At 54.1% G+C, this 24533-nt stretch carries 18 protein-coding genes, 1 tRNA gene and 1 pseudogene; 8 read left to right on the top strand and 12 right to left on the bottom strand.

What is annotated here, in order from left to right; translation table 11 throughout:
- Positions 1-4 precede the first annotated feature (4 nt).
- The 6 genes from AC0L6A_RS13090 to AC0L6A_RS13065 form a co-directional block, all read right to left on the bottom strand.
- Complete coding sequence (locus tag AC0L6A_RS13090; protein ID WP_473290646.1) at positions 5-1051, bottom strand: DUF475 domain-containing protein; 1047 nt, start codon at positions 1049-1051, stop codon at positions 5-7.
- 3 nt (positions 1052-1054) lie between these two features.
- On the bottom strand, positions 1055-3526 hold the full coding sequence (locus tag AC0L6A_RS13085; protein WP_473290644.1) for a TRAP transporter large permease subunit: 2472 nt from the start codon (positions 3524-3526) through the stop codon (positions 1055-1057).
- Positions 3527-3638: 112 nt separating this feature from the next.
- Positions 3639-4106 (bottom strand): type 2 periplasmic-binding domain-containing protein, encoded by a 468-nt coding sequence (locus AC0L6A_RS13080; RefSeq protein WP_473290643.1) that lies wholly within the window; start codon positions 4104-4106, stop codon positions 3639-3641.
- Positions 4045-4734, bottom strand: a complete 690-nt coding sequence (locus AC0L6A_RS13075; protein WP_473290641.1) for a type 2 periplasmic-binding domain-containing protein — start codon at positions 4732-4734, stop codon at positions 4045-4047. The genes AC0L6A_RS13080 and AC0L6A_RS13075 overlap by 62 nt, the downstream gene beginning before the upstream one ends.
- On the bottom strand, positions 4734-4880 hold the full coding sequence (locus AC0L6A_RS13070; RefSeq protein WP_473290639.1) for a hypothetical protein: 147 nt from the start codon (positions 4878-4880) through the stop codon (positions 4734-4736). The genes AC0L6A_RS13075 and AC0L6A_RS13070 overlap by 1 nt, the downstream gene beginning before the upstream one ends.
- A complete protein-coding gene (locus AC0L6A_RS13065; protein ID WP_473290637.1) occupies positions 4877-6478 on the bottom strand; it encodes a GMC family oxidoreductase in 1602 nt (533 codons plus the stop codon). Before AC0L6A_RS13065 ends, AC0L6A_RS13070 begins: the two co-directional genes overlap by 4 nt.
- Before the next feature lie 120 nt (positions 6479-6598).
- On the opposite strand from AC0L6A_RS13065, the gene AC0L6A_RS13060 reads away from it, so the two are divergent.
- Together AC0L6A_RS13060 and AC0L6A_RS13055 are read left to right on the top strand one after the other, a co-directional pair.
- Positions 6599-7363 (top strand): IclR family transcriptional regulator, encoded by a 765-nt coding sequence (locus tag AC0L6A_RS13060; protein ID WP_473290635.1) that lies wholly within the window; start codon positions 6599-6601, stop codon positions 7361-7363.
- Between the two features lie 233 nt (positions 7364-7596).
- Entirely contained in the window at positions 7597-9552 is a 1956-nt protein-coding gene (locus AC0L6A_RS13055) for a DEAD/DEAH box helicase (protein WP_473290633.1), read from the top strand.
- A 161-nt stretch (positions 9553-9713) separates the two neighbouring features.
- Here the strand turns inward: AC0L6A_RS13055 and AC0L6A_RS13050 are convergent, their stop codons facing one another.
- From AC0L6A_RS13050 to AC0L6A_RS13040, 3 genes are all read right to left on the bottom strand, one after another.
- Positions 9714-12311: a DUF3857 domain-containing protein gene (locus AC0L6A_RS13050; RefSeq protein ID WP_473290632.1), complete on the bottom strand. Its 2598-nt coding sequence runs from the start codon at positions 12309-12311 to the stop codon at positions 9714-9716.
- Between the two features lie 241 nt (positions 12312-12552).
- On the bottom strand, positions 12553-15234 hold the full coding sequence (locus AC0L6A_RS13045) for a cation-translocating P-type ATPase (protein WP_473290631.1): 2682 nt from the start codon (positions 15232-15234) through the stop codon (positions 12553-12555).
- A gap of 497 nt (positions 15235-15731) precedes the next feature.
- Positions 15732-15805 (bottom strand) — tRNA-Cys (locus tag AC0L6A_RS13040).
- A gap of 200 nt (positions 15806-16005) precedes the next feature.
- On the opposite strand from AC0L6A_RS13040, the pseudogene AC0L6A_RS13035 reads away from it, so the two are divergent.
- The 3 genes and pseudogenes from AC0L6A_RS13035 (at position 16006) to AC0L6A_RS13025 (ending at position 19282) form a co-directional block, all read left to right on the top strand.
- Positions 16006-16660, top strand: a pseudogene (locus AC0L6A_RS13035) (protein-L-isoaspartate O-methyltransferase family protein).
- Positions 16661-16705: 45 nt separating this feature from the next.
- Positions 16706-18130 (top strand): TolC family outer membrane protein, encoded by a 1425-nt coding sequence (locus AC0L6A_RS13030; RefSeq protein WP_473290629.1) that lies wholly within the window; start codon positions 16706-16708, stop codon positions 18128-18130.
- 156 nt (positions 18131-18286) lie between these two features.
- Complete coding sequence (locus tag AC0L6A_RS13025) at positions 18287-19282, top strand: tetratricopeptide repeat protein (protein WP_473290627.1); 996 nt, start codon at positions 18287-18289, stop codon at positions 19280-19282.
- A gap of 18 nt (positions 19283-19300) precedes the next feature.
- On the opposite strand, the gene AC0L6A_RS13020 is transcribed toward AC0L6A_RS13025, so the two are convergent.
- Complete coding sequence (locus tag AC0L6A_RS13020; protein WP_473290625.1) at positions 19301-20746, bottom strand: cobyric acid synthase; 1446 nt, start codon at positions 20744-20746, stop codon at positions 19301-19303.
- 120 nt (positions 20747-20866) lie between these two features.
- On the bottom strand, positions 20867-21184 hold the full coding sequence (locus AC0L6A_RS13015; RefSeq protein WP_473290623.1) for a DUF6280 family protein: 318 nt from the start codon (positions 21182-21184) through the stop codon (positions 20867-20869).
- Positions 21185-21401: 217 nt separating this feature from the next.
- On the opposite strand from AC0L6A_RS13015, the gene efp reads away from it, so the two are divergent.
- The 3 genes from efp (at position 21402) to AC0L6A_RS13000 (ending at position 23759) form a co-directional block, all read left to right on the top strand.
- Positions 21402-21965 carry an elongation factor P gene (gene efp / locus AC0L6A_RS13010; RefSeq protein ID WP_473290621.1) on the top strand — a complete coding sequence of 188 codons (564 nt, stop codon included), beginning with the start codon at positions 21402-21404 and terminating at the stop codon, positions 21963-21965.
- Positions 21966-22064: 99 nt separating this feature from the next.
- Positions 22065-23162: a serine hydrolase domain-containing protein gene (locus AC0L6A_RS13005; RefSeq protein WP_473290620.1), complete on the top strand. Its 1098-nt coding sequence runs from the start codon at positions 22065-22067 to the stop codon at positions 23160-23162.
- A 51-nt stretch (positions 23163-23213) separates the two neighbouring features.
- Positions 23214-23759 carry a pseudouridine synthase gene (locus AC0L6A_RS13000; RefSeq protein ID WP_473290618.1) on the top strand — a complete coding sequence of 182 codons (546 nt, stop codon included), beginning with the start codon at positions 23214-23216 and terminating at the stop codon, positions 23757-23759.
- Here AC0L6A_RS13000 and ygfZ read toward each other — a convergent pair.
- Positions 23750-24490 carry a CAF17-like 4Fe-4S cluster assembly/insertion protein YgfZ gene (gene ygfZ / locus AC0L6A_RS12995; RefSeq protein ID WP_473290617.1) on the bottom strand — a complete coding sequence of 247 codons (741 nt, stop codon included), beginning with the start codon at positions 24488-24490 and terminating at the stop codon, positions 23750-23752. The two genes, AC0L6A_RS13000 and ygfZ, sit on opposite strands and share 10 nt — an antisense overlap.
- Positions 24491-24533: the final 43 nt, after the last annotated feature.

Here is a 24533-nt window from a genome sequence, read left to right as displayed (position 1 = left end):
AAGACTATGCTTCACGCTTGTTGTGAATAATCGAGGCGTAGAAAGCCAAGGCGATCAGCGCCATGCCGATACCGCCGGTGATGAGTTCGTGAACGTGCACAAGGGATTGCAGGAACATCACAATCGAAAGCGCGAAGATGGAATAGAACGCACCGTGTTCCAGATACCGAAATTCGGCCAGCGTACCGCGTTCTACCAGCATGATGGTCATCGACCGCACATACATCGCGCCAATTCCCAAGCCGATCGCAATCAGAAGGATGTTGGTCGTCAGAGCAAACGCGCCGATCACGCCGTCAAAGGAAAAACTGGCATCGAGCACTTCGAGATACAGAAACGCCCCCAGACCACCCTTGGCACCGATCGCGGCAGTCGATCCTGCCATGTTGTCCAGATAGGTCCCAAGCCCGTCCACCATTGTGAAAACCAGCAGACCCATAACGGCTGAGGTCAGGAATGGTGCAACCTCAGGTCCGGGCAAGGACCGCGAGATCAGCATGACGATTACCAGAACCAATGCGATCTCGAACCCTCGGATGGACCCCCATTTCCGCAGACGTTTTTCAACCACTGTTATCCAGTCTATCGACTTGTCTTCGTCGATGAAGAACTTCAGCGCCACCATCATCAGGAAGGTGCCACCAAAGGCTGATATTGGTCCATGCGCGTGGCCGATAATCCGCGAGTATTCGTCTGGATCCGACAGGGCCATGTGCATTGCTGCAAACGGATTGATCCACGCGAAAATGGCCACGATGGCAAGCGGGAAGACAATTCGCATACCGAAGACCGCGATAAGGATCCCCCACGTCAAAAAGCGTTGTCTCCATACCGGAGTCATCTCTTCCAGCTTGTTGGCATTGACGATTGCGTTGTCAAATGACAGCGCAATTTCAAGTGCTGCCAACACGGCTCCGACCATCAGGAAGGACATTACCCCGGCCCAATCGCCTTTGGTCGCCCAGCCCAACCATCCGGTCAGACCAAGGCCAATCACGGTCGTGATCAATGGCCATTTTAGATAGGAAAGAGAACTACGTTGTGTGCTCATGATCTAGTTTCCTGACATTACGGCTGGCAGCCAAAGTACCAGCTGAGGGAAAAGGAACAGAAGGATCAGGCCCAAGAGCTGGACCAACATGAACTGCATCATGCCAAGGTAGATATCCTTGAGATCCCAGTTGGGTACGACGCCTTTAAGGAAGTATGCCGAAAGCGCGACAGGCGGCGACAACCAAGCGGTTTGCAAGTTCACCGCAACCAGTATGCCGAACCAAACCATCATGTCGTAACGCTCTAAGCCATACACATCCAAGGCTTCCACGGTCGGCAGGAGGATCGGCACCACGATCAACACGATCGGAACCCACTCCAACGGCCAGCCCAAGAGGAAGATCAAGGCCATGACCAGAAGCAAAATCAGATAAGGAGACATATCCAGTCCCAAGAGAAGCTCGGTCATCATCTTGGGCGTACCAAGTGCGCTGAATTCTGCCCCAAAGAAGTTGGAGGCTGCGACGAGGAACATGATTAGAACCGTGATCTCAAGCGCTTTGATAAGGCTGTCGAAGAAGCTTGGGATCGTGAACTTGCGATATCCGATGGATAGCAAGATCGCACCAAAGGCACCCATCGCAGCGGCTTCTGCAGGTGTGGCAAGACCAAGCAGGATCGAACCTAGCGCGAATGAGATCAGGATGGTGGGGGGCATAAGCCCGGCGAAAAACTCGTCCCAAAGGTCTGCGAAATAGAAACCACCTTCTGCGTCAGTGCGGTAGATCGGCCGCGCCAGGAACGCCAGGAGGCCGATGAAGGCTGCCAGTACGGTTGACCAAATCGGCAAACCACCACCACCCATGTTTGCGAAAATCATGTAGACATGGAACAGGACCGCAAGGGGCAGAACAATCCGAAGGATACTCAGTTTGCGGTAGGCCTGATAGGCGATGTAAAGAGTAGCGGCCAATATGATCAATCCGCCAAACGGAACGACCCCGCCAAAAGCGCCGCCTAAGCTCAGCCCAAATACGCGGCAAATTGTCAGAACGCCCAAGCAGATCAAAGCCACTTCAGCTCCATAGTAATTTGACGTGTCGGGCTGGTCTTCTTCATCCAAGATAGGGCCGAGTTCTGGGTTCAACCAGCAGCGCCCAAGTGTGTAGAGCAGATAGAGAGACGCCAGCAGCGCGCCGGGAATGAACGCCCCACGGAAGAGGTCAAGAGTGGACACTTCCAAGACGGGCCCCATCACGATCAGCATGATAGATGGCGGGATTAGAATGCCCAATGTGCCCCCGGCCGTAATCGTTCCTGCGGCCAGTTGCACGTTATAACCAGAGCGGCTCATTGTGGCGCCAGCCATGATGCCCAGAAGCGTCACGGACGCGCCGACGATCCCTGTTGCGGCGGCGAATATTGTCGAAACGATCAAGACCGCGATGAACAGCGCACCACGCACGCGTGCCATGATCATCTGGATGGATGCGAACAAGCGCTCCATTAGGCCAGCGGCCTCCATGACGATCCCCATCAACACGAACAGTGGAACAGCCATCAGCTGGTCGTTCAGCATTGTGGAGTTCGTGTTAAGCGTCAGAAGAAGAGTGGTCAGTTTGAAATTAGCGCCCCAGATGCCGAACACAAATGCCAAGAAGATAAGCGTGAACGAGATCGGAAAACCGATGAAGATCACGAAAAGCATCGCGCCAAGCATGATCAAACCAATAGTAGGTTTGGACAGATTAGGACGGGCTGACATCACGTCCGAGAACCACTCACCCCCCGGAACCAGATCAGGCTGGAACACAGCCAAGACAAGCCAAATCAGGGCGATCAGATAGATGGGCAGAGCACGGACAAACCAACGTTCACGCTCTTTCCCCATTTTGTGAAAAGCGCGGAATATTTCTGGAATACCTTGCAACGTCAGAAGTAAACCACCGATCGGCATCGCGATACGCGCAGGCCACAATAGCGGGCCCCAAGCGCTGTCGATTTGCATGGTTTCGCCTCTGGAGAACGCAAGCCACCAGAACTCGCTTGCGACCACGGTGAAGAAGATCATCGAGGGCATAAAGAAGAACATATACAGCGTCGCATCGACGGTGGCCTGCGTTTTGTCTGACCAGTTGCGATAAAGGAAATCTGCACGGATGTGCACGCCGCGCATCAGGCCGTACCCCGCGCCCGCCATGAAAAGGACACCCGCGATCATCCGGCTGGTGTCATAAACCCAAAGCGTGGGGCCAAGACCCATCGAGCGTGCGAAATCCGCAAAGCCTGCGTTTTGCAAGATCGCGAATGAATTGCGCGAGAAGACCTCGAACACCACCACGGCAATCAATGGTACCATCAAGATCGCGATAAGCTGGCCTGCGCGGTAGTTGATCACGTCAATCGCTGCGGTGATCGGGCGCTGCCAAGGCGTCATGTCCTCGGGCGTTTCGCCCGGCGCTTCAGCACGTCGTTCCGCGATCAGCTCGTCAGCTATTTCGAGCTCTTCGGGGTTAACCTCATCTGCGGCCATTCCCGCTCTCCCTTGTTGTCAGTGCCCATTTTGGGTCTTCATTTTTGAAAAAGGCAGGTGCCCTTATCGAAAATGAAGCGCGGGGCCATGGGGGCCCCGCACAAAGGCTGGTTCATTTCAGCGTGTCAGCGTGAGCTTTACCCAAGCTTGCGTTTGACGCCTGTGCGCCCGCCCAGAATGGAACCGCGACATCCGCGAAATCCTTCTGAGACTGCCACACTTCTGCGAAGAACTCGTTTTCATCCGCAGCGGCTTGCAGCGCGTTCTTGGCAGCGGCCATGTACTCGGTGAAGTAGTCGGCTGGTGTGTCCTCAAGGATAACACCGTGGTTGTCGGTCAGGTCCTTCAGCGCCTTACCGTTTTCATAGATACGGTAGGACATGGATTTGGACAGCGACGCGTTTGCCGCAACTTCCAGAGCTTTCTTTTCAAGATCGCTCAGCCCGTCGTAGAAATCGCCGTTCACATACATGTCGGCGTTCACGACAACCTGGTGCAGACCTTGCAGGTAGTAGTGCTTAAGAACCTTCTGGAAGCCAAAGACAGAGTTCTGGCTTCGGGCAGCACCATTCAGCCGCATCGATTGTGCCTTTTTCCAGTGCTGGCAGGATGTCACCGCCACCCATCGCAACGGCTGGAACGCCGATGTCAGCATAGGCTGCACCAACCATTCCGGGAGGCGCGCGGAAACGCATCTGGCGGAAGTCATCCATGGACTCGATAGGCTTCGGGAACCAACCCAGAGCCTCGGGACCAACTGGCTGCAACATGAAGGCTTTTACGTTCACGCCCATTTCATCCCACAGACGGTCATAAAGCTCGCGACCGCCGCCATATTGGAACCAACTCAGGAACGCGATGTTGTCAAGGCCAACACCCGCACCGGCAACCGGTGCACCAAAGAGGTTGGCTGCAACGTGCTTGCCACCCCAATAGTGTGTCCAGGCGAAGCCACCTTCAACAAGACCGGCATCAACCGCGTCCATGATATCGCGTGGTCCAACGACGGCGCCCGCAGGCAGCACTTCGATGGTTAGCGAGCCATTGGTCAATGCGGCAACGTCCTTACCGAATTCGTTCAGCATAAAGACTTCGTCAGCGGTATTTGGCAGAACCGATTGAATACGAAGTACTTTTTCAGCCATCGCAGCGGACACCGAAAGTGCCAATGCTGCAGCGCTGACGGCTACATGTTTTAGTTTGAACATTACTGTTCCTCCCTAGTTGTATTGCCTTCACGTTTGTTTTCATTGCTGCCAAAGGCGAAGGCATGATCCTGGCAGTTGTCGGTTGGCAAGTCAGATGCGTGCATCCGCATGCCAAAAGGTCTTTGTTCCTTGATTGGATCGTTCATAAGCTCGCATCCCTCAGAACAAGGTCACTGGCTTTCTCTCCAATCATGATGGCTGGTGCGTTGGTGTTGCCGCTTACGATCTGCGGCATGATCGAGGCATCGGCGACGCGCAAACCCCGAACCCCTTTGACCCGAAGGTCAGGATCCAGAACCGCCATCGGGTCGACGCCCATCTTACAGGTTCCGGTCGGGTGATAGATCGTCACAGACGAACGGCGCGCCCAATCCAGTGTCGCTTCCTCATCATCAAACGCGACGCCGGGCCCCGGCGCGTGTTCTTCTGTGATGTGAGATTTCAACGGCTCGGTGTGCGCGATTTTGCGTGCGATTTGAATGCCCTTCACAAGCGTCCGGCAATCGGTGTCGGTCGACAGGTAGTTGGGATGAATTTCCGGATGGTCATCCATGTTTGCAGAGGTCAGTGAAAGGTGGCCAGTACTTTCAGGACGCAGCTGTAAAACCGACGCCGTAAAGGCCGAGAACTTGTGCGGCCCATCGGCGGGTTTGTCTGCGCTCCACGGCTGAATGTGAAACTGGATATCAGGTGTCGCCAGATGATCTTCGGTCTTCAAAAACCCGGTGCCAAGGCTTGCCGCCATCGTCATTGGACCGCGTTGGGTCAGCAGGTATTGAATGCCAATCATCGCCTGTTTGAAGATATTGCTGGTCTCGGTGTTGATTGTGCTGAGATCGGTTTTGAACACAGGACGCGCCTGCAAATGGTCCTGCAGGTTCTTCCCGACACCTTTCAGGTCAACTTTCACCTCGATGCCGTGCGCCTTCAGTTCATCCGCATCACCAATGCCTGACAGCATCAGAATTTGTGGCGATCCGATTGCTCCGGCACTTAGGATCACCTCGCACCGGGCCTTTAGCTCTTGCATTTGCCCCTTGCGCCGGGTGCGTACGCCGACGGCACGTCCGTCTTCGATCAGAACCTTTTCGGTTTGAATGTCAGTGATGACATGCAGGTTCTTTCGATCGCGATAAGGTGTCAGATATGCCGCGGCGGATGAACACCGCCGCCCACCTTTCATGGTCAGCTGAAAGTGCCCAACGCCTTCTTGGTCTGCGCCATTATAATCAGGATTGCGGCTGTAGCCTGCCGCAACAGCGGCATCCACCCAGGTATCAACGATTTCACGCTTCAACCGGGAATGCTGGACCGAAAGCGGCCCATCTTTACCGCGCAGCCCCTTTGGGTCTGAACCTTCCCAGTTTTCAGAGCGCTTGAAGAAGGGCAGGACATCATCCCAACCCCAGCCGGTGCACCCCATTTGTGCCCATCCGTCGTAATCAGCCGACTGACCACGCACATAAAGAAGCCCGTTGATTGAACTCGACCCGCCCAAGACGCGGCCACGTGGCCAAGGGATCGAACGACCCGCGATGCCGGGATCGGTTTGGGTTTTGTAGCACCAGTCGCTGCGTGGGTTATCCATCGTCCGGAAATATCCAACAGGAACATGTATCCACGGATTGCTGTCCTTCGGCCCCGCTTCAAGCAGCGCGACCGAGTACTTTCCGTTCTCGGAAAGTCGATTGGCGAGTGCGCATCCTGCAGACCCAGCCCCAACAACAATGAAGTCAAACTCCATCAAAACCTCATAATTATCAAAAATTGAGACTTTAGGTCTCGTTTTTGGTAAAAAATGAGCCTAAGATGATTCGCGATAATTGCGCTATCATTTTTTCAGGGGACTTCTCAGGGGACTTCCATGGCTTCGTCAGAACGGATTCCGACAAACCTAAGGACACTGTTAATTCTTGAGGTGTTGGGGCGAAGTGATCAGCCCATGACGGCCACTGACATCAACGATGTGTTGGGTTTGCCCAAACAAACAGTCCATCGCTTGTGTGGAACGTTAGAGGAAGAAGGGTTCATCGCGCGCATAGGCAGCACGAAGCGATATCAGGTAACACGCAGGCTGCGCGAACTTGGATCGGGCCTTCTTCACAATTCAAGAGACCACATAGCCAGACGGCAAATTCTGAAAGACCTCGCCAACAGTGTCGGAGAGACGGTGAACTACGTAGTGCCGGAAGATGACGGTATGCGATATCTTGATCGGGTTGAAACCGATTGGGCCTTTCGCATTCAGCTGCCCATTGGGACCAATGTACCCTTTCACTGTACAGCCAGCGGAAAGTGCTTTCTTGCGAGCTTGCCGCCTAAACAGCGTGAGAACTTGGTTCGTAATTTGAACTTTGAACGAATGACAGATCGGACACATGTATCGGCAGATACGTTGCTTGAAGAATTGGCCGTGGTGAAGAAGCAGAAGTACTCGTTGGACCATGAAGAGTTTCTTGACGGAATGATCGCATTGGCTGTTCCGATCACGGATTCAAATGGCAGATTTGTTTCGGTGATCGCGATGCATGGTCCAACGCAGAGACTGTCGATAGACCTTCTGGTTTCTCAGGTAGGTTTGATCCAGAATGCAGCTTTGAAACTTAGCCGGGCGTTGTTTTCCGACTAAGGCCTTTTTCTAGCGTTTAAGCACTCTCTTGCAGGGCAGTTGGTCCTGTAAACTGACATTGCCTGCGCTTCAGGCTTTGATCATGGCCAGATCGCAAAAAAGCCTATACATTAGGGCTTCGATGCCATATCCGCAGCCTCTGTGCTGACAGAAGGCACCAAAATGCGCCAATCCAACGCGTTCGGCCCTTGCGGGATATCGGATGCGCCCTCCAGATACAAAGAAGACATGCTGTGAAAGAAGCCCTAAGAGCTGCGATTGAAGATCGTGGATACACCACGCTGACGCCCGTGCAGCAGGCTGTTCTGAAACCCGAACTCGCAGGAAGCGATCTGCTGGTGTCTGCCCAGACCGGATCAGGCAAGACGCTTGGGTTCGGGATTGCGATTGCAGAGACCATTCTGGGGGATGGTGAGAAATTTGATGGTGCTTCGGCACCCTTGGCCTTGGTCATTGCTCCGACCCGCGAACTGGCGCTGCAAGTGAAGCGAGAGCTGAGCTGGCTTTATGCCAACGCAAAAGCCGTGGTCGCGTCCTGTGTCGGCGGAATGGATATGCGTGACGAGCGTCGCGCGTTGGCACGTGGCGCGCATATCGTTGTGGCGACCCCCGGTCGTCTGCGCGATCACATCATGCGCGGCTCGATTGATCTGACGGCTCTGCGCGCCGTCGTTCTTGATGAAGCCGATGAGATGCTGGACCTTGGGTTCCGCGAAGATCTGGAATTCATTCTGGGCGAAGCCCCTGATGAGCGTCAAACACTCCTGTTCTCGGCGACCGTTCCGAAATCAATCAACTCTCTTGCCGCGAACTACCAAAAAGACGCGGTGCGCGTCGTTGCGAAGTCCGAGAATGATCAACACGCAGATATCGAATATCGCGCGATGTTGGTGGCCGAACATGACACTGAAAACGCCGTGATCAACACGCTGCGGTTTTACGAGGCTCCGAATGCCATCGTGTTTGCGAACACGCGTGCGATGGTCAATCGTATGACAACGCGCTTGTCGAACCGTGGGTTCCAAGTGGTTGCCCTGTCGGGTGAGCTGTCGCAAAGCGAGCGTACGCACGCCTTGCAAGCCATGCGGGACGGGCGCGCGCGCGTCTGTGTGGCCACCGACGTCGCCGCACGCGGGATCGATCTGCCAAATCTTGATCTGGTGGTGCATGCCGAATTGCCCTCAAGCCACGAGACGCTTTTGCACCGTTCGGGACGGACCGGACGCGCCGGGCGTAAAGGTGTTTCGGCTTTGGTCGTGACCAAGCGGTCGCGCAAGAAAGCAGAGCGGATCCTCGGCTGGGCCAAGTTGAAGGCCGAATGGGGAAATGCCCCATCATCAGAGGCCGTCAAAGCCCGTGACGAAGACCGAATGCTGGCAGACCCTGATTGGGATGCGATAATCGAGGAAACAGAACGCGCCTCGATCGAAAAGCTTCAAGAGAAGTTTTCGGCAGAACAAATCGCCGCCGCTTACTTGCGGATGTATCGGATGACACGTTCTGCCCCTGAAGACCTTGCAGATGTGGAAGCCCGTCCCGAACGGAAAGAATTTGGCAAGTCTGTCTGGTTCTCGGTCTCGGGTGGGCGTGACGCAGGTGCTGAACCGCGTCGACTGTTGCCGATGCTGTGCAAAGCCGGAGGTCTGAGCCGCGAAGACGTCGGCGCGATCCGGGTTAAGAATGACCAGTCATATGTGCAGATACTTGATTCAAGCGCGAAGAAGTTCTTGAAGAATATCGGTTCAGATATGACGCTGGAAGCAGGCGCAGTTGTCACCCAACTGGCCGAACCGCCCGCGTTTGAAACGTCAGGTGGTGGCCACAAGGGGTCCGGCGGCCCCGGCAAACACCGAAAGCCCGGTGGCAAGCCACGTCAAGATAAGTACGAGCGGAAGGGCAAGCCCGGTTCGTATGAAAAACGCGCGGGGCCTGGACCTAAGTCTGCAAAGCCTAAACCGCGCTTTGATAAGGCAGATGCAGGTGGTTCAAACGCCGATGCGCCGCCAAAGCGCGCAAAGGGTGACTCCGATCCGGCACATAAGCCACGCAAGCCGCGTACGCCCAAAGGCCCGCCTCCTCCTGCTGGTAAATCCAACAGCAAAAAGAACAAAGCCCGTGCAATAGCCGCGGGTGGGAAAGCTGCGCCAAAGCGTAATAAGCCGAAAAGCCCGAAGCGTACAAAGTCCTGAAACGGCTACCCAGCAGCGACGAACACAAACGCAGCCTTGATCAGCGTGCCTGACGCTGATCAAGGTTGATTTGTCTGTTTGAGCAAGGATCAAGCGGGATGGTGGTGTTTTGGTTTTGAAACCAAGCCCGATTGCCAGTGATCATTGGAACTGGCGGCCGATTAGGTGCTGAAGGCACCAATTAGCGATAGAACAAGAAACGGCGACCAAAAGATCAGTGCAGCGATGGCCTGCCATCCGAACCTTGAGTTACGCGACACCCACTTTGTGTTTGAAGCATTTTTGCGCAACACCTCACGTTGAAGCGGGACGACGACCAGAATTCCTAGGGCCGTACTAAGCAACGCATAATACACTGGCAGTTCATCCGATTTCTCAAGCAGTTGGCTAACAACGCCAGTTAGCAGGCTCAACACCGCGAGTGGCATCGCCCACTTCACAATGGACCTTGATCCAACGGGATCTTGTGACGCGATGCGCGAAAAGAGGCTAAAGTTCCAAATGGGGGAGAACGCAAGGCCACGCCAAAATGGCGAGACGTTTTGGTCTTCAATGTCACGCAGCCATCTCCAGTTTTGCCAAAACCAGTAGTATGTATAGAACCCCATCGTCCCCAGCGACATAGTGATGAATTTTAAGGTCGAAACCGGGTAAAGTACTTGGTGCACCATTTCAATTTGAAGAGGGCGTTGTGGACGATAGCTGACCACAACAAGTTGGACCAATACCAACGCCACGACATACAGACCTATCGCGGCTTCGATGTCGTGGTCTGACATTTTGTCGATGCCGAGAGCCATCCAAAATGGGTTCTCATCAGGTACGTCCATTCTGGTCCATTTGACTTCGTCAATTTGCTCTAAGGCATCGCGTGTTTGCTGCCAATTTTCAGGCATGATGCGATCTGACTTGGTCACGTAGGTGTAAGTCTTTGTTGATTTCCCCGGAATTCCGCGCGCAACCAATTTCACTTTAAATGCGGGGGTGTTTTTCACGAATGTGTTTCGCTCGTAGCCCCATGATTTGTCAGTAATCATGCGAATTTGGTGGCGAAATTTGACCGGATGAGCCACCGCAAATGGGGTTTCGCGTTGTTCGTCTTCTAATTGCGGGAGCTTTGAGAACAGGTCATCTGGGCTCATCCAGAAAACACGACCGTCAACGTCTTCATCTCGTGACCACGGGTCCGTCAGCTTATAGTAGGTTGTGACAGAAACGACTGCGTTCTTTCTGTCCACATCCAGTGTTAGTGGGCTTTCAATTTCGATGCTGGGATGCAGTTTTTTGAAGTAGTCCAAATAGGTTTCTTCAATTTTGGCTTCGCCATCTCTTTTGGCCCATCCTAGGATTTCGTCAGCAGCTTTGCCGGAATAGGTGGCTTCGGATGTAAGCATGATCGCCTTTGGGTCTTTGGTGAAGTCAAAGGTATCAACGATATCTTGATAAAACTTAGGTTGTGAAATCGGCGTATCAATCAGACCAACGCTATCCTTGGAGATGACCACCCCTTTTCCAAAAAGGCCTTGTTGCACATGAGCCAAGTCGCCAAGCTGTTCGCCTCGCGTGGGGTCAAGTATATAGCTTTTTTTGCCGATACTTGCCCGCACCACGACATGATCAAACGCTGCTATTCTTGGCCGATCGTCGGCGAAGCCCGGTCCCATATCGATACTGACAAGCAACGGAGTCGCCTCAATATCCAATTCATATAGGATTGAGTTCAACAGAACTGTCATGTCTTTGCAGTCGCCAAATCCACGGGCAAGCACGCGCTGTGGGGGGCGCGGAACAAATCCGCCGGTACCAAGCTGAACCCCAGTGTAACGCACTTCTTTTTGCACAAAGGCGAGCGCAGCACGCAGTTGTGCGCGTGTATCCCCAACACTAGCGTTGCGAATATCCTCGGCTATCTTCTTAACTTGTGGGCTTTGGAATTGAACAGGGTCATACAGCGGCGCAAAATGTGCCCCGACTTCGCTCCAACTGTCCACGCTACTTGCTGTGGTTCTAGTGTTAGATCTGTAGCCATTTGGAACGTTTGTTTCACCGGTTTGGCCGGGAACATTGCTCGCCACCCAAGCGTATTCAGTAAAGCCCTCGCGCGGCTTTATCGTCGGTTTCGGTGCGCCGTTATGTGACTTAAGAAACACCGGCATACTTTCATCAACTAAAAGCCTTCTGCGCAATTCTTGGGTCGGTCGTTGATACGCATGGTTAATTTTGTGTTGCCAATGCGGCCCCAAAGCAGGATTTCGGCCAACGAGAGTAAAGGCGTAATCTAGTGTGTCGCCTTTCTTTAGCTGCGGGACCAAAAATGCGAGCTCCAGGCGACCATTGTAGATCAGCTTTTCACGCTCGGTTTCCGATCGGTAGAGTTGCATCTCTCCCTTGGCAGTTACGTCGTCGGTTTCGCCGGATGCACGAATAATCCGAACGTGGTGGAGCTTGATGGTATTGTAGGCAGGATTGAGAGAGAGGGTAATGGTTCCATAGTCATCAACAGCTTCACTGCTGAGCAACGTAGTTACATCGCGATAGTATCGCTCGCTTGTCGTAGCCGAGACTTTGAGCTGTATGTCGACGAGCCGATATATCCTGTCCTCGTCATGACTCAATTCAAACGGACCATAGCCTGCCTGATGAATCTCGACCCAATCAGAAGGTGCAGTGACCGAGACATATTGCTCGATTTCTTGGGCAAGGATTGGAGTTGAAATCACGTTGATCAATAAGAAAAATAGAAAAAGTATCTTGTTCATAAATACATGGCTCCAATACCCATCGAACAGTTACTAAGATCACCCTTTGGTTGCAACCGAGATCAAAAAAGATGCGTTGCCTTGCATCAACATGACGCGTGCCAATGGATGCGATTGGGGCTGTCGAACGACGGTCAACTTCCGCTGAAAGGCGGCGTTTTCGAGTAGACGCAGGGAAATCCCACAGTTTGCCCTAAGTGGGATGCCGACTGGAGCGAGCGTGCAAAGCGTAACAGTCTTCTCACCACGTTAGATAGCGCAACACGAAAGGGTTTCCGCGACGCACAAAGACACGACGCAGCTCATCTCCAAACAGTATTAGCAGGGCGAAGGGGACTGAAAGCAGCAGGTGCCAAGCCGCAAGCGGTGCTGTGCCAAAGAACGTATTGAAGGCTGGAATATAGCTGATGCATGCCAGCAGCAGCAGTTCAAATGCAATCCCTACCAAGACCAAATTATTTGACAAAAGCCCGACAGTAAGAAGACTTTGCGTCCGTGTCCGGCAGATGATCACATCCGCCACTTGGCAAATAATAATCGAGGCAAAGAAACCGGTGATTGCCGTCCGATACAAAAGGTCCGAGTTGGCCAGCTCTTGCCCCCATTCCCAGCCCCCGGTGTAGAGGATGGTGAAATAGGTAAAGAACCCCGCAGCCGCTTGTAGCATTCCGATAATTCCATAGCTCATCAACAGAAGGTTACGGCTTAGCAACCGTTCGCCCCGTAGCCGGGGTTTGCGTTTCATCACGTCGGTTTCCGGCTTTTCCGCCCCCAGACCGAGCGCGGGTAGGATGTCCGTGCCCAGATCAATGCTGAGGATCAGGATCACCGTCAGCGGCAAGGGAATATCCAAGAGCACAAAGGCGATGAACGGCAAGATTTCAGGAATGTTGGATGTCAGAATATAGGCGATGAACTTTTTGATGTTGTCGAAGATTGTGCGACCCTCTTCAACTGCCGCGACGATCGTGGCGAAATTGTCGTCCATCAGCACCATGTCACTGGCTTCCTTGGCGACGTCGGTTCCCATCACGCCCATGGCCACACCCATGTCGGCATTCTTCAGCGCGGGCGCATCGTTCACGCCGTCACCTGTGACTGTCACGATCTCGCCGCTGGCTTGCAGCGCTTGTACGACTTGTAGTTTCTGGGCAGGTGCGATGCGGGCAAAGATGATCTCTGCCTCATCTTTCAAAACTGACTGCAGATCGGCGTCGGTCATCTGTGATAGCTCGTCGCCCTGCACCACGCGCCCATGCGGGCCCATCATCCCGATCTGTTGGGCGATGGTCTTTGCGGTCAGGCCGAAATCGCCCGTCAGCATGATCACCCGGATGCCTGCTGACACGCATCGCTCCAACGCGGTGGGCACTTCGGGGCGGGGAGGGTCGATCATCCCTGTCATACCCAGAAAGACGTATCCTTCCTCGGGCACTTCGTCGCGATTGCAGGCGCATGCGGCAAAAGCCAGCCCGCGTTCGCCGCGACCAGCCATTCTGTGATACGCATCCACGATGTCGCTTTGCCGGTCCGGGGTCAGCGCCAACTCTTCGCCATTCAGTGCAACCTTGTCGCACATGGCCAGCACCACCTCGGGCGCACCCTTGAGGTAGGCCTGCGGCCCGGTGCCGTCATCGGTGACTGTGATCATCCGCTTGCTGGTAGAATTAAAGGGCTGTTCGGCGATCTCTTCGATACGCCTCAGGGCGGCAGGGTCAGTATAGTGTCTTGCAAATAAAAGCAGGGCGCCTTCAGTCGCGTCGCCAGCATAGCCATCATCCGTCAGATAGGCGTTGTTGCAAACACTCATGACTCGAAGCAGTCGATCAAAGGCAGCCGCGTCCGCAACACTCCTGTCGTCGACGGCGTAAGCATCGCCCCCGACGACAACCGTGTTCACCCCAAGACGGTTTTGCGTCAACGTCCCAGTTTTGTCAGTGCATATGACAGTGGTCGACCCGAGGGTTTCGACGCTTTCAAGGTTCTTGATTAAAGCGTTCTTCTGCGCCATGCGGCGGCTGGCCATGGTCAGGCTAAGCGTAACAGTGGGCAGCAGACCTTCAGGGACGTTCGCCACAATGATGCCGATCGCAAAAATCAGGCTGCCAATCACGTTGTTGCCGATTGCGACAGACACGCCAAAGAAGCTGACCCCCAGAAAGATTGCGATGAAACTGATGACCTTGATGAAGTACTTCAGTTCCTGGTGGATGGGCGTCTCGGTCGCTTCAGTGGCCTTGGTCAATGCTACAATGCCACCGATCTGAGTGTTCATGCCGGTCTCGACCAGCAACACCTTGCCTTCGCCGTTTTGCACAAGGCTGCCAGAGAAAATCATGTTGGGGCTTTCCAACATCGCCTTGGATGACTTGCCTTGGTCCAGTAATTGCGGCTCGCTTTCACCGGTCAGGCTTGAATTGTCGACCTTCAGTTCTTTGGCTTCAATTAACCGCCCATCGGCAGGAACTTTGTCGCCTTCGTTCAGCACAATCACGTCGCCGGGCACCAACTCGCCGACAGGCACCTCTTGTGGATTGCCGTCGCGTAGAGCTGTGATCATCGATGGCAGCATATTCTTGAAGCTGTCCATGATGCGTTCGCTTTGGTGTTCTTGAAAGTACGTGAACGCCGCATTCAGGAACACCACACCGACCAGCGCAATGGCGATATACAGATTGCCAGTTCCGGGATCTAATTTCTCGGCCGTCATCGCCAGCGCGCCACCTGCGATCAGCAAAATGGCAAAGAAATTCTTGAATTGCAGAAGAAACTTAAAGATCTCGGGCGTGTCCTTCGAAACCTTCAACTCGTTGGCTCCATACTGCGCCAGCCGGTCTTTCGCATCTTCTGCTGTCAGGCCCTTAGCTGTACTGCCAAGTTCTTCTAAGACATCTTTTAGCGATCTGGTGTGGTAGTCTGCCATGTTTCCCGCCCTAATTCTTACGGGCGTAAGATCCACCCAATTCCCTCAAGTATCCGCCCAAGCGGGTTGAAAAAGAATGATTTAGATCATGACTAGGGTTGATTTGCCGGGGCATATGGCGGTGACGGAGACAACTTTTTCGCAGTCACGCGGTAGGAATACCCGGCTCAGATTCCGATTTCCTTCAATCATAAGCGAACTATTTCCTTATGCCCGTTTTTGCTTTTATTCGAAATCTGCTGCAACTATTGCAAAGGGTGCTCTCCGGTCTTCGTCCGCGCGCAGTGTAAACGTCCGCGTTGCCCGAAACTTTTTGACGAAGCTTGTCCCGATGAGAGGAGTCTCGATTAGATGGCTTAGTTATCGTTTGAAAATGCGATTCCGGTCGGGCAAGGGCGATCAAACTTGAGCCTATCCGAACACGATTTTCAGTGAGACAAAACTGAGACTGAAACCACCTTTTGGATGGGGGTTATGGCCTAAGTCATTGAAAAGATTGGAGGCGAGTACCGGAATCGAACCGGTGTACACGGATTTGCAATCCGCTGCGTAACCACTCCGCCAACTCGCCGTCCGTGGTGTCGAGCTTCTCTAGCGCCTTCTCTGGGGGGATGTCCAGCCCGGTTTCACGGTCAGATGTGTGATTTTCCGGCACGGTCTTTTCAAAACCGATTTTGGGTGCGACCAATCATACTCCTCGGCCTTGCGGGATTGCCGACAATTGATAACTGTGGCAAGAGAAACCAAAGACATCAGAAACATAGGTCAGCCATGACAGATTTCGCCGCACGCCGTACCATTATGGTGGACACGCAGGTTCGTCCATCGGATGTAACAAAGTTCCCGATCATCGATGCGATGTTGACCATTGCGCGCGAGGAATACGTGCCAGATGGCAAACGCGAGGCGGCCTATGTGGGTGAAAACATCGCGCTGGACGAAAATCGCGTGATCCTAGAGCCGCGAACGCTTGCTAAGATGTTGGATGCGCTAAGTATTCAACCAGATGAGCTGGTGCTGAATTCTAGGGTGCGGGCTTGGGTACAGCGCTGCGGTTTTAGCCCGTTTGTCAGATTTCGTTATCGCGGTGGAAGAAGATGAAAGCCGCGCCAACGAAGCACAAGAAATTCTGTCTGCTCAGGGTGTCGACAATGTTGCAGTTGTCGCTGGTCCGCTGGCTGATGGGAATGAAAAGAACGGCCCGTATGACGTGATTATGGTGCAGGGTGCGGTTGAAACTGTGCCATCCAAGATACTTGATCAGCTTAAAGACGGCGGTCGTATGGCCTGTATCTTTGCAGAGGGTATGTTGGGAACTGCAAAAATCGGGTATAAGATTGACGGAGAAATGGTGTGGCGGCATGGATTTAGCGCCGGCGCTCCTGTTGTAACTGGGTTTGAGGCTCTTCGCGAATTCGCGCTTTGATCAGGGGCATTGCATTAGGCAAGTCATTTTAAGCAGGAGAGTACCATGGGTGCTGGAGTAAAAGCGAAACTGACCAGATTGACTGCGGCCACGGCCTGCGCCTTTGTCATGTCCTCTGCAGCGATGGCAGAAAGCCTGTCTGACGCGATGGCGTCGGCATACAAGAACAGCGGGCTTCTGGAACAAAATCGCGCAACTTTGCGCGCCGCAGACGAAGATGTGGCCATTGCCCGTTCGGCGCTGCGTCCATCGTTAACTTATGCGTTAAACTATGGCCTCTCTGATCAGGATGCAGGCATCTCGAATAATGCAGCTTGGCGTACTTCGGCCACATTGACGGCCAACATTTTGATCTTCGATTTTGGCCGAAGTCAGATGGCGATTGAGCTTCAGAAACAGCTGGTGCTTGCAACGCGCGATAGTCTCGCAGACGTAGAGCAGCAAGTGCTTCTGCGGGCTGTGAAGGCTTATCTAGATGTTCGTTCTGCCGTCGAAAACGCACAACTTCAGAGCAATTCGGTCCGGGTTCTAACGCAGGAATTACGTGCTGCTAATGATCGATTCGAAGTGGGAGAAGTGACCCAGACTGATGTCGCGCTGGCGCGCGCTCGTCTTGCGGCTGCTCGTGCGAACGAAGCATCCGCCCGCGGAAACCTGGAAATTTCGCGCGAGGAATATAAGGCGGTGACCGGTGGCTATCCAAATACACTGTCCGCGCCGCCCGCCCCCCCCATGACCGCCAAAACTGTTGAAGCGGCGCAAGCGGTTGCACGCGAACGCCACCCGAATATTTTGGCTGCGCAACACAATGTTGCTGCCTCAGATCTAGTTATTCAGATATCGAAAAAGGCGATGAAGCCGTCAATCGCCGGTCAAGCTCAGTCGTCATGGACACAGGACGGAGCAACTCGATTTCAGAATGGACAGCTGAACACTGAAGATCTGTATTCCCACTCGGTCGGGGTCGTCCTTCAGGGTACGATCTATGCTGGTGGTCGCATGTCTGCTGAATATCGCAAGGCCATTGCTCAATCCGAAGCAGCGCGGGCGGGATTGCATCAGACACGTATCGCGGTTGATCAAGGCGTGGCAAATGCGTGGGCGCAGTTGGCGATTGCATCTGCTTCGCTTCAGGCGACTGATCGTCAAATTCGCGCAAGTCGCGTTGCCTTGCGTGGCGCACGTGAGGAGGCATCTCTTGGGTCGCGTACGACATTGGATGTGCTGAATGCTGAACAAGAGCTTCTTAATGCAGAGGCCTCGCGTATCACGGCGCAGTCGAATCAATACCTTGCGGTTTATTCGCTGCTATCCACGATGGGTTTGTTGACGGCTGAGCATCTGAACCTCGGCGTCGTCACTTATGATCCGGAAGCGTACTATAACACTGTGAAATCGGCGCCGATCCATCGTGTCAGCCCACAAGGCAAACGCTTGGACCTTGTGCTTGAAGCTTTGGGCAAGAAGTAAATCACCGAACTATCAGTGGTGAGACGCGGGTTTTGCCCTAATGTCCACAAGCTGTTTCCGCTTCTGGCTGTTGTCTGGACTGCCTGAACTGGCTAGTCTGGCAGGCAGAAAAGCCGGGTAACCGGCGAATGTGTGCAGTTAAACAGGAAGTACCCCATGTCGGAACCGGTCTCGAACGCAGAAATCGAAGATGTTCTGTCCTCGATCCGTCAACTTATATCTGCGGGCCAGTCGGACAAAGGCGACGGCGCTGACTCGCAAGGCTCAGCGGACAATAAGTTGATCCTTACCCCGGCTTTCCGAGTGTTTGATGGGGACATGGCGGAAGCCCAAAATAAACGCACACGCGATGGTCGGGACATTCCGGTCGAAAAGCTTGAGCAAGAAGATCTGGATGCAGATCTTCCAGAAGATGAACAGGACAAGCTTCTTGGGAATCTGGTCGAAACCTGCAAGAGTGGCGATGATGTTCCGGAACTGGATGATACCTCCGTAGTCTCGAACGACCCTCCTGTAGATTATGAAGATAATTGGGACGACGAAAGTGTCGGTGAAACCGCGCAGGTCGCATTCCTACACCAGCGGTTGACCCGCACAGAAGCTGAAGACCTGTCCGAGGCTGACGCACCAGAAATGCAAGAAGAACAGGAACTGGCTGCTTCTGAAGATTTGGTCGAAGTTGATGTCGAAGACGTTGATGCCTCAGATGCTGAACAGATCGAAGTTGTGGAAGCTGAGTTGGTAACGGATCACAGCAGTTCTGATGACATTGCAGAGGTGGCTGATCTAGAAGACGCTGGTCAGAGTGGTGATCTTGATGCTGCAGTCGAAGCGGTTGTTTCAGCCACCGATAATGCTTTCGACGAAGCCGAGGTCGACGAAGGCACCAAAGCGCTGAATGTAGAGGAACTCTCGGACACTGAAACAATCGTCGAAGATACCGTTTCGATTCTGGTTCCTGAAGTCACTCCGCAGGCTGAAATCGTTGAAGATGACAGTGAATTCATTGACGAAGACCACTTGCAAGAAATCGTGTCGCGCATTGTGCGCGATGAACTGCAGGGCCAAATGGGCGTTAAGATCACTCAGGCTGTGCGCCGCATGGTGCGCCGCGAAGTGACACGTGCTCTCACAATTGAGAAGTTTGACTAAGCCCACTTCGGCTTGCGATCAGCGGGCCAAAGCCAACAGCGCGTCTAAATCCAAATGCTCTTCCAGATGATCAGCCAGCGCGTCTAGGCTGGTTTCGATCTGCGCGTCGAAGCTTGTGTCTGAAACCTTCGCACCTAATCTCTTTAGGAAATTCCGGCGGAAGCCATCTGCCGCGAACAGCCCGTGCAGATAACAGCCCAGAACACGTCCATCCTTGTTGCCTGCACCTTCTGGACGGCCATCAACGGATAGCCAAGCGCGGTCGGTGTCTGGCCCTTCCGTGCGACCAAGATGGATTTCGTAGCCCTCCACGGCCTCGTTAGAAGGCAGGTGTTTGGCTTGTGTCAGGGCCAGGGTCTTGCGCGGCTCCAGGTGGGTCACAACATCAAGGTGACCCAATCCCGGCACCTGTGCCACGGGGCCTTCAATCCCATCTGCGTCGATGATCTCGTTCCCGAGCATCTGATACCCGCCGCAGATGCCCATGACATGGCCGCCGCGCCGGATATGAGCGCTTAGATCAATGTCCCAACCTTGGGCCCGGAAATCCGCCAGATCTGCGATGGTGGATTTTGATCCGGGGATCAGGACCAAATCTGCATCTCCGGGCAGGGGGCGACCGGGCTCGATGATCTCGACTGTGACGTCTGGCTCATTCACCAACGGATCAAGGTCGTCGAAATTCGCAATGCGGTTCAGTCGCGGAACGGCCACCTTAAACTGACCACCTTGGCGGGTGGCAATGTCCATCACATCTTCGGCAGGCAAGCGCCAAGCATCGGCAAACCAGGGCAAGGTGCCCAAATCAGCCCAGCCGGTCAGCCGGGCAATCTCGGCAGCCCCATCCGCAAACAGAGTGGGGTCACCCCGGAACTTGTTGACCAAGAAAGCCTTGATCCGGGTGCGGTCGGATTGGGGAAGGACTGCGTGCGTGCCAACCAACTGCGCAATCACTCCACCGCGGTCGATATCACCGGCGAGGACAACTGGTATATCTGCTGCTTCGGCAAAACCCATATTGGCGATGTCTCCTGCGCGCAGGTTGATCTCGGCAGGGCTGCCCGCGCCTTCGACCAACACAAGATCATATTGCGCACCAAGCCTGTGGAAGCTTTCCAGTACGCGCGGCATCAATTCGGCTTTCGCCTTTCCATAGTCGCGCGCCTTCATGGTGGCGAAGCGTTTACCCTGCACGATGACCTGAGCGCCCGTATCAGTCTCTGGCTTGAGAAGAACAGGATTCATGTCCACAACTGGATCCAACCGACAGGCCTTGGCCTGAAGCGCTTGGGCCCTTCCGATCTCGCCCCCATCAACAGTGACGGCTGCATTGTTGGACATGTTTTGCGGTTTGAACGGGGCCACGCTTAGCCCACGATTTACCGCCGCACGGGCGATACCCGCCACCAGCAGAGATTTCCCAACGTTCGAGCCCGCGCCCTGAATCATGATCGACTTGGTCATGGCCAAATCATTAGGGGGTTTTAGGGGCTGGCTCCAGCCCCGAACCGACCATCGCATGTTCCCTAACGAAAAACGCGCCCTCAAGGGACGCGCATTCCAAGGAGTATAATCTGTTAAAGCTTATGCAGCTTCTGCAGTGGCGGCGTTGCGACGCTCGCTTTCTTCGCGGCTCAATGCAACGGACGTCCGGATACCTTTGGACACGAAGTCCATCAATCCGCCTACAACGCGTTCGTTGGGGTCGATGCCTGCACAGCTCAGAACTTCACGGCCGTCGCGCGAACGCGCCCAGCGGGCAATCTGATCCGGGCCATTGCCGTACTTTTTGTCGTCAGCAATAGCATCATCCAAGGCAGCCAACACGACAGCGGCAAAAAGTTTGCGTGCGCGATTGCCTTGTTCGTTATTGAAAGCAGTACCGTCTACGGAGTCCAGCATGGTCGTCCTTTATTATTCTTGCTCTTGCGGTTTTTGGCGTAGCGGCCAATATGGCATGTTCCGAGCGATTCGGTATCCCCCTAATCACATGGCTGCCATGCGCTTGTTGCATGGCTGTTACGTAACTAGGTCGATTAACGCTCGGCTTGTCAGATAGAGACCGCCAAGATATAGGGTCAGACCAACAAATTTCAACCTTTTGCGAAGGTTTCAGGATATGCCCAAGATTAACGGTAATGAAATTCGTCCCGGCAACGTGCTGGAACATAACGGTGGCCTTTGGGCTGCGGTCAAAGTCGACCACGTCAAGCCGGGTAAAGGCGGTGCATTTGCACAGGTCGAAATGAAGAACCTGCGAAATGGTTCCAAACTGAACGAACGTTTCCGGTCAGCCGACAAAGTTGAGCGCGTGCGTTTGGAGCAGAAAGACCAGCAGTTCTTGTATGAAGATGACGGTATGCTGATCTTCATGGACACAGAGACCTATGAACAGAACCAAATTCCGGCAGACCTACTTGGGGAACGTCGCCCGTTCTTGCAAGATGGTATGACCATCGTGGTCGAGTTTTATGACGACGAGGCATTGAATGCCTCTTTGCCACAGAAAGTGACCTGCACCATCGAAGAGACCGAGCCGGTCGTGAAGGGCCAAACCGCCGCCAACAGCTTCAAACCAGCTCTTCTGGACAACGGCGTGCGGATTTCGGTGCCCCCGTTCGTTGGTCAAGGTGAAGCGATCGTCGTTAACACCGAAACGATGGAATACTCAGAACGCGCTTGATCCGCGGCTCAGCGATTACCATTTACAAACGTGCCTGTGCGATATGCCGGGCACGTTTTTTATTTTGTGCATCCGTGTTGGCGACAGGGAATTTGATCGATGAAACGATTAGTTTGGTTCTTGTCAGTTCTTACGTTGATCAGCCTTTCAACACTGAAAAATACTGCGACAGCGCAAGAGGCATCCATGGTAAGCGACCAGTCAGAGCTAGAAACCCTAGTCACAACACTTCAGCAAGAACGCGGCCGCGCCATCGGCATTGGGTTTCAAAGACTTGGTGAGGCACCACAGATTGCGACCGCTGGGCCTCGTTACAAACGGAAAGGTCAAGTGTCAGAAAAGTCGCGCTGGCATATCGGCTCTCTGACCAAGTCGATGACATCTGCGATGATATTGCGGCTGCATGATCAGGGCGTGCTCGATATTGACACGCCAATTGGAGAGCTTCTGCCTGCGTTCCGTTCAGAGATGCACACGGACTGGCAAAAAATTCGCCTATCTGACCTGCTAAGCCACACTGCTGGATTGCCCGCGAATGCGCGTCGGGATGGGCTGCCGGACGATGTCACTAAAGCGCGGTTGGCATTGATGCGTCAGCTTTGGGGGGAGTCACTTGAGAATTCAGAGCCATCCTTTGAATACTCCAACACGGGCTATGTTCTGGCCGGGGTAGTCGTCGAACACGTGACAGGAAAAAGCTGGGAGGATTTGATCCGCGCTGAAATCGCCACACCTCTTGGGTTAACAAGCCTTGGGTTCGGTGCACCAGATGGGTCCGAGGACGCTTGGGGTCACCACCGTTTACTTGGGTTCTCGTGGCCTGTGGACCCAACGGGAAATGCTGACAACCCCGCGTGGATGGGGCCTGCAGGGACTGTTCACCTTACGATGGGTGATCTGATGCGATGGGGCGCTGCGCAGTTAAACCAGTGCACAGGTGTGCGTTCAGATTTCTTGTCGAAAGAAAGCTGCGCGCGCTTTGTGACGCCGGTGAAACAACAGTATGCGCTGGGCTGGGTGATCTTGCCGCGTGACGATGGGGACGTACTGTTTCACAACGGCTCCAACACGATGTGGAGCGCGATGCTTTTTGTATCACAGACACGCCAATCGATTCTGGCCATTGCCATGAATGATGGGCGAATAGGGTGGTTGGAAAAACAACTCCCCCGGATTATTGAGGTCCTGCCAAAGTAATCGGCTCGGTTTATGCCGCGCGCCGGCAGCTCAAACTCAAAGGCGATCGCAATGACCACGATCCTGTTCAACAAGCCATTCAACGTGCTGTCCCAGTTCACGGACAAAGGGACCGAAGGCAGCGACCGGCAAACCTTGTCAGAGTTCATTGATCTGCCGGGTGTCTATGCGGCTGGGCGTCTTGATCGTGATAGCGAGGGGCTTTTGGTGCTGACGGATGATGGCAAGTTGCAGGCGAAACTTGCAAATCCGAAGCATAAGATTGCAAAAACGTACTGGGTTCAGGTTGAAGGCATTCCGGACGCTGCCGCCCTGCAAGCTTTACGCGATGGTGTTGATCTGAAAGACGGTCGCACGCGGCCCGCGAAGGTTCGACAGATGGACGAGCCGGCGGATTTGTGGATGCGTGATCCCCCCATCCGCGTGCGAAAATCCGTGCCAGATAGCTGGATTGAGTTGAAGATCACCGAAGGCAAAAACCGTCAAGTGCGCCGGATGACTGCTGCGGTTGGCCATCCAACCCTTCGGCTAATACGCTATGGGGTCGACGCTTATACTCTGGATGGGATTGGACAGGGAAAGTGGCGTTACGCCTGACTTGACCACGACACGTCTGCGTCGTCGGCCTTCATGTCAGTGCCCGCGCGATCAAACCGAAGATAGGCAATGGCCTGATCCCCTGATTGCGTGAAGAGCGTGCCGACCGGCTTACCGTCGCGCGTGATGGGCGTACCAGCGGGCACGGAACCGTCGATGGACACCAAAGCCAGCCCCTTCTTCAGCTCGGTTTTATGCTTCATTCTGGCGGTGACCTCTTGCCCGACATAGCATCCCTTTTTGAAATCGACGCCGTTAAGACGCTCAAATCCTGCCTCGAGAATGTAGCTGTCAGGCGTTAACTCGATTCCGGTCTGGGGAATTAGATGCGCGACGTAGACGGCCTCCCAATCCACGCCTGTGTCTCCGTCGCGCCCATCATAGGCGCGCCAGCCAAGGTCAGGGTGGCGGGGGTCGGCAAAGGCCCCATCGGGCGTGTCCCCAAGTCCCAATGCGGGTTGGGTTTCAGTGGCTTCGATCACCACATCCGCGCGCAACTTGTACATGGACAGCCGCTGGGCCAGCGGTTTTGCCAGTACCGTCGCCACGTCGATCAAGATGGCCTCATCTGCAGGAACCATGAAAAAGTCAGCCAGATACTTGCCCTGAGGCGTCAAAATCGCCGCATATACCAGCCCATCTTTCAGCCGTGCAACATCATTGGTGACCAGCCCTTGCAGGAAGCTTTCGCGGTCAACGCCGCTGATCTTTAGGACGGTTCGATTGGTCATTGTGGTCTCCTGTCGCCAAACCAATATAGGCGCGTGGTGCGGC

It is taken from the genome of Aliiroseovarius sp. D2-2, from assembly GCF_055809455.1.
Note: the sequence above shows the minus strand (reverse complement) of the source record. Positions and strands in the feature narration are given on the sequence as shown.

Coding starts and splice junctions, on each gene's coding strand:
- AC0L6A_RS13030 (WP_473290629.1), top strand. CDS start 16,706: ATGGGTGCTGGAGTAAAAGCGAAACTGACCAGATTGACTGCGGCCACG.
- AC0L6A_RS13015 (WP_473290623.1), bottom strand. CDS start 21,184: ATGCTGGACTCCGTAGACGGTACTGCTTTCAATAACGAACAAGGCAAT.
- ygfZ (WP_473290617.1), bottom strand. CDS start 24,490: ATGACCAATCGAACCGTCCTAAAGATCAGCGGCGTTGACCGCGAAAGC.
- AC0L6A_RS13065 (WP_473290637.1), bottom strand. CDS start 6,478: ATGGAGTTTGACTTCATTGTTGTTGGGGCTGGGTCTGCAGGATGCGCA.
- AC0L6A_RS13050 (WP_473290632.1), bottom strand. CDS start 12,311: ATGAACAAGATACTTTTTCTATTTTTCTTATTGATCAACGTGATTTCA.
- AC0L6A_RS13085 (WP_473290644.1), bottom strand. CDS start 3,526: ATGGCCGCAGATGAGGTTAACCCCGAAGAGCTCGAAATAGCTGACGAG.
- AC0L6A_RS13005 (WP_473290620.1), top strand. CDS start 22,065: ATGAAACGATTAGTTTGGTTCTTGTCAGTTCTTACGTTGATCAGCCTT.
- efp (WP_473290621.1), top strand. CDS start 21,402: ATGCCCAAGATTAACGGTAATGAAATTCGTCCCGGCAACGTGCTGGAA.
- AC0L6A_RS13025 (WP_473290627.1), top strand. CDS start 18,287: ATGTCGGAACCGGTCTCGAACGCAGAAATCGAAGATGTTCTGTCCTCG.
- AC0L6A_RS13070 (WP_473290639.1), bottom strand. CDS start 4,880: ATGAACGATCCAATCAAGGAACAAAGACCTTTTGGCATGCGGATGCAC.
- AC0L6A_RS13020 (WP_473290625.1), bottom strand. CDS start 20,746: ATGACCAAGTCGATCATGATTCAGGGCGCGGGCTCGAACGTTGGGAAA.
- AC0L6A_RS13060 (WP_473290635.1), top strand. CDS start 6,599: ATGGCTTCGTCAGAACGGATTCCGACAAACCTAAGGACACTGTTAATT.
- AC0L6A_RS13080 (WP_473290643.1), bottom strand. CDS start 4,106: ATGCGGCTGAATGGTGCTGCCCGAAGCCAGAACTCTGTCTTTGGCTTC.
- AC0L6A_RS13090 (WP_473290646.1), bottom strand. CDS start 1,051: ATGAGCACACAACGTAGTTCTCTTTCCTATCTAAAATGGCCATTGATC.
- AC0L6A_RS13075 (WP_473290641.1), bottom strand. CDS start 4,734: ATGTTCAAACTAAAACATGTAGCCGTCAGCGCTGCAGCATTGGCACTT.
- AC0L6A_RS13045 (WP_473290631.1), bottom strand. CDS start 15,234: ATGGCAGACTACCACACCAGATCGCTAAAAGATGTCTTAGAAGAACTT.
- AC0L6A_RS13000 (WP_473290618.1), top strand. CDS start 23,214: ATGACCACGATCCTGTTCAACAAGCCATTCAACGTGCTGTCCCAGTTC.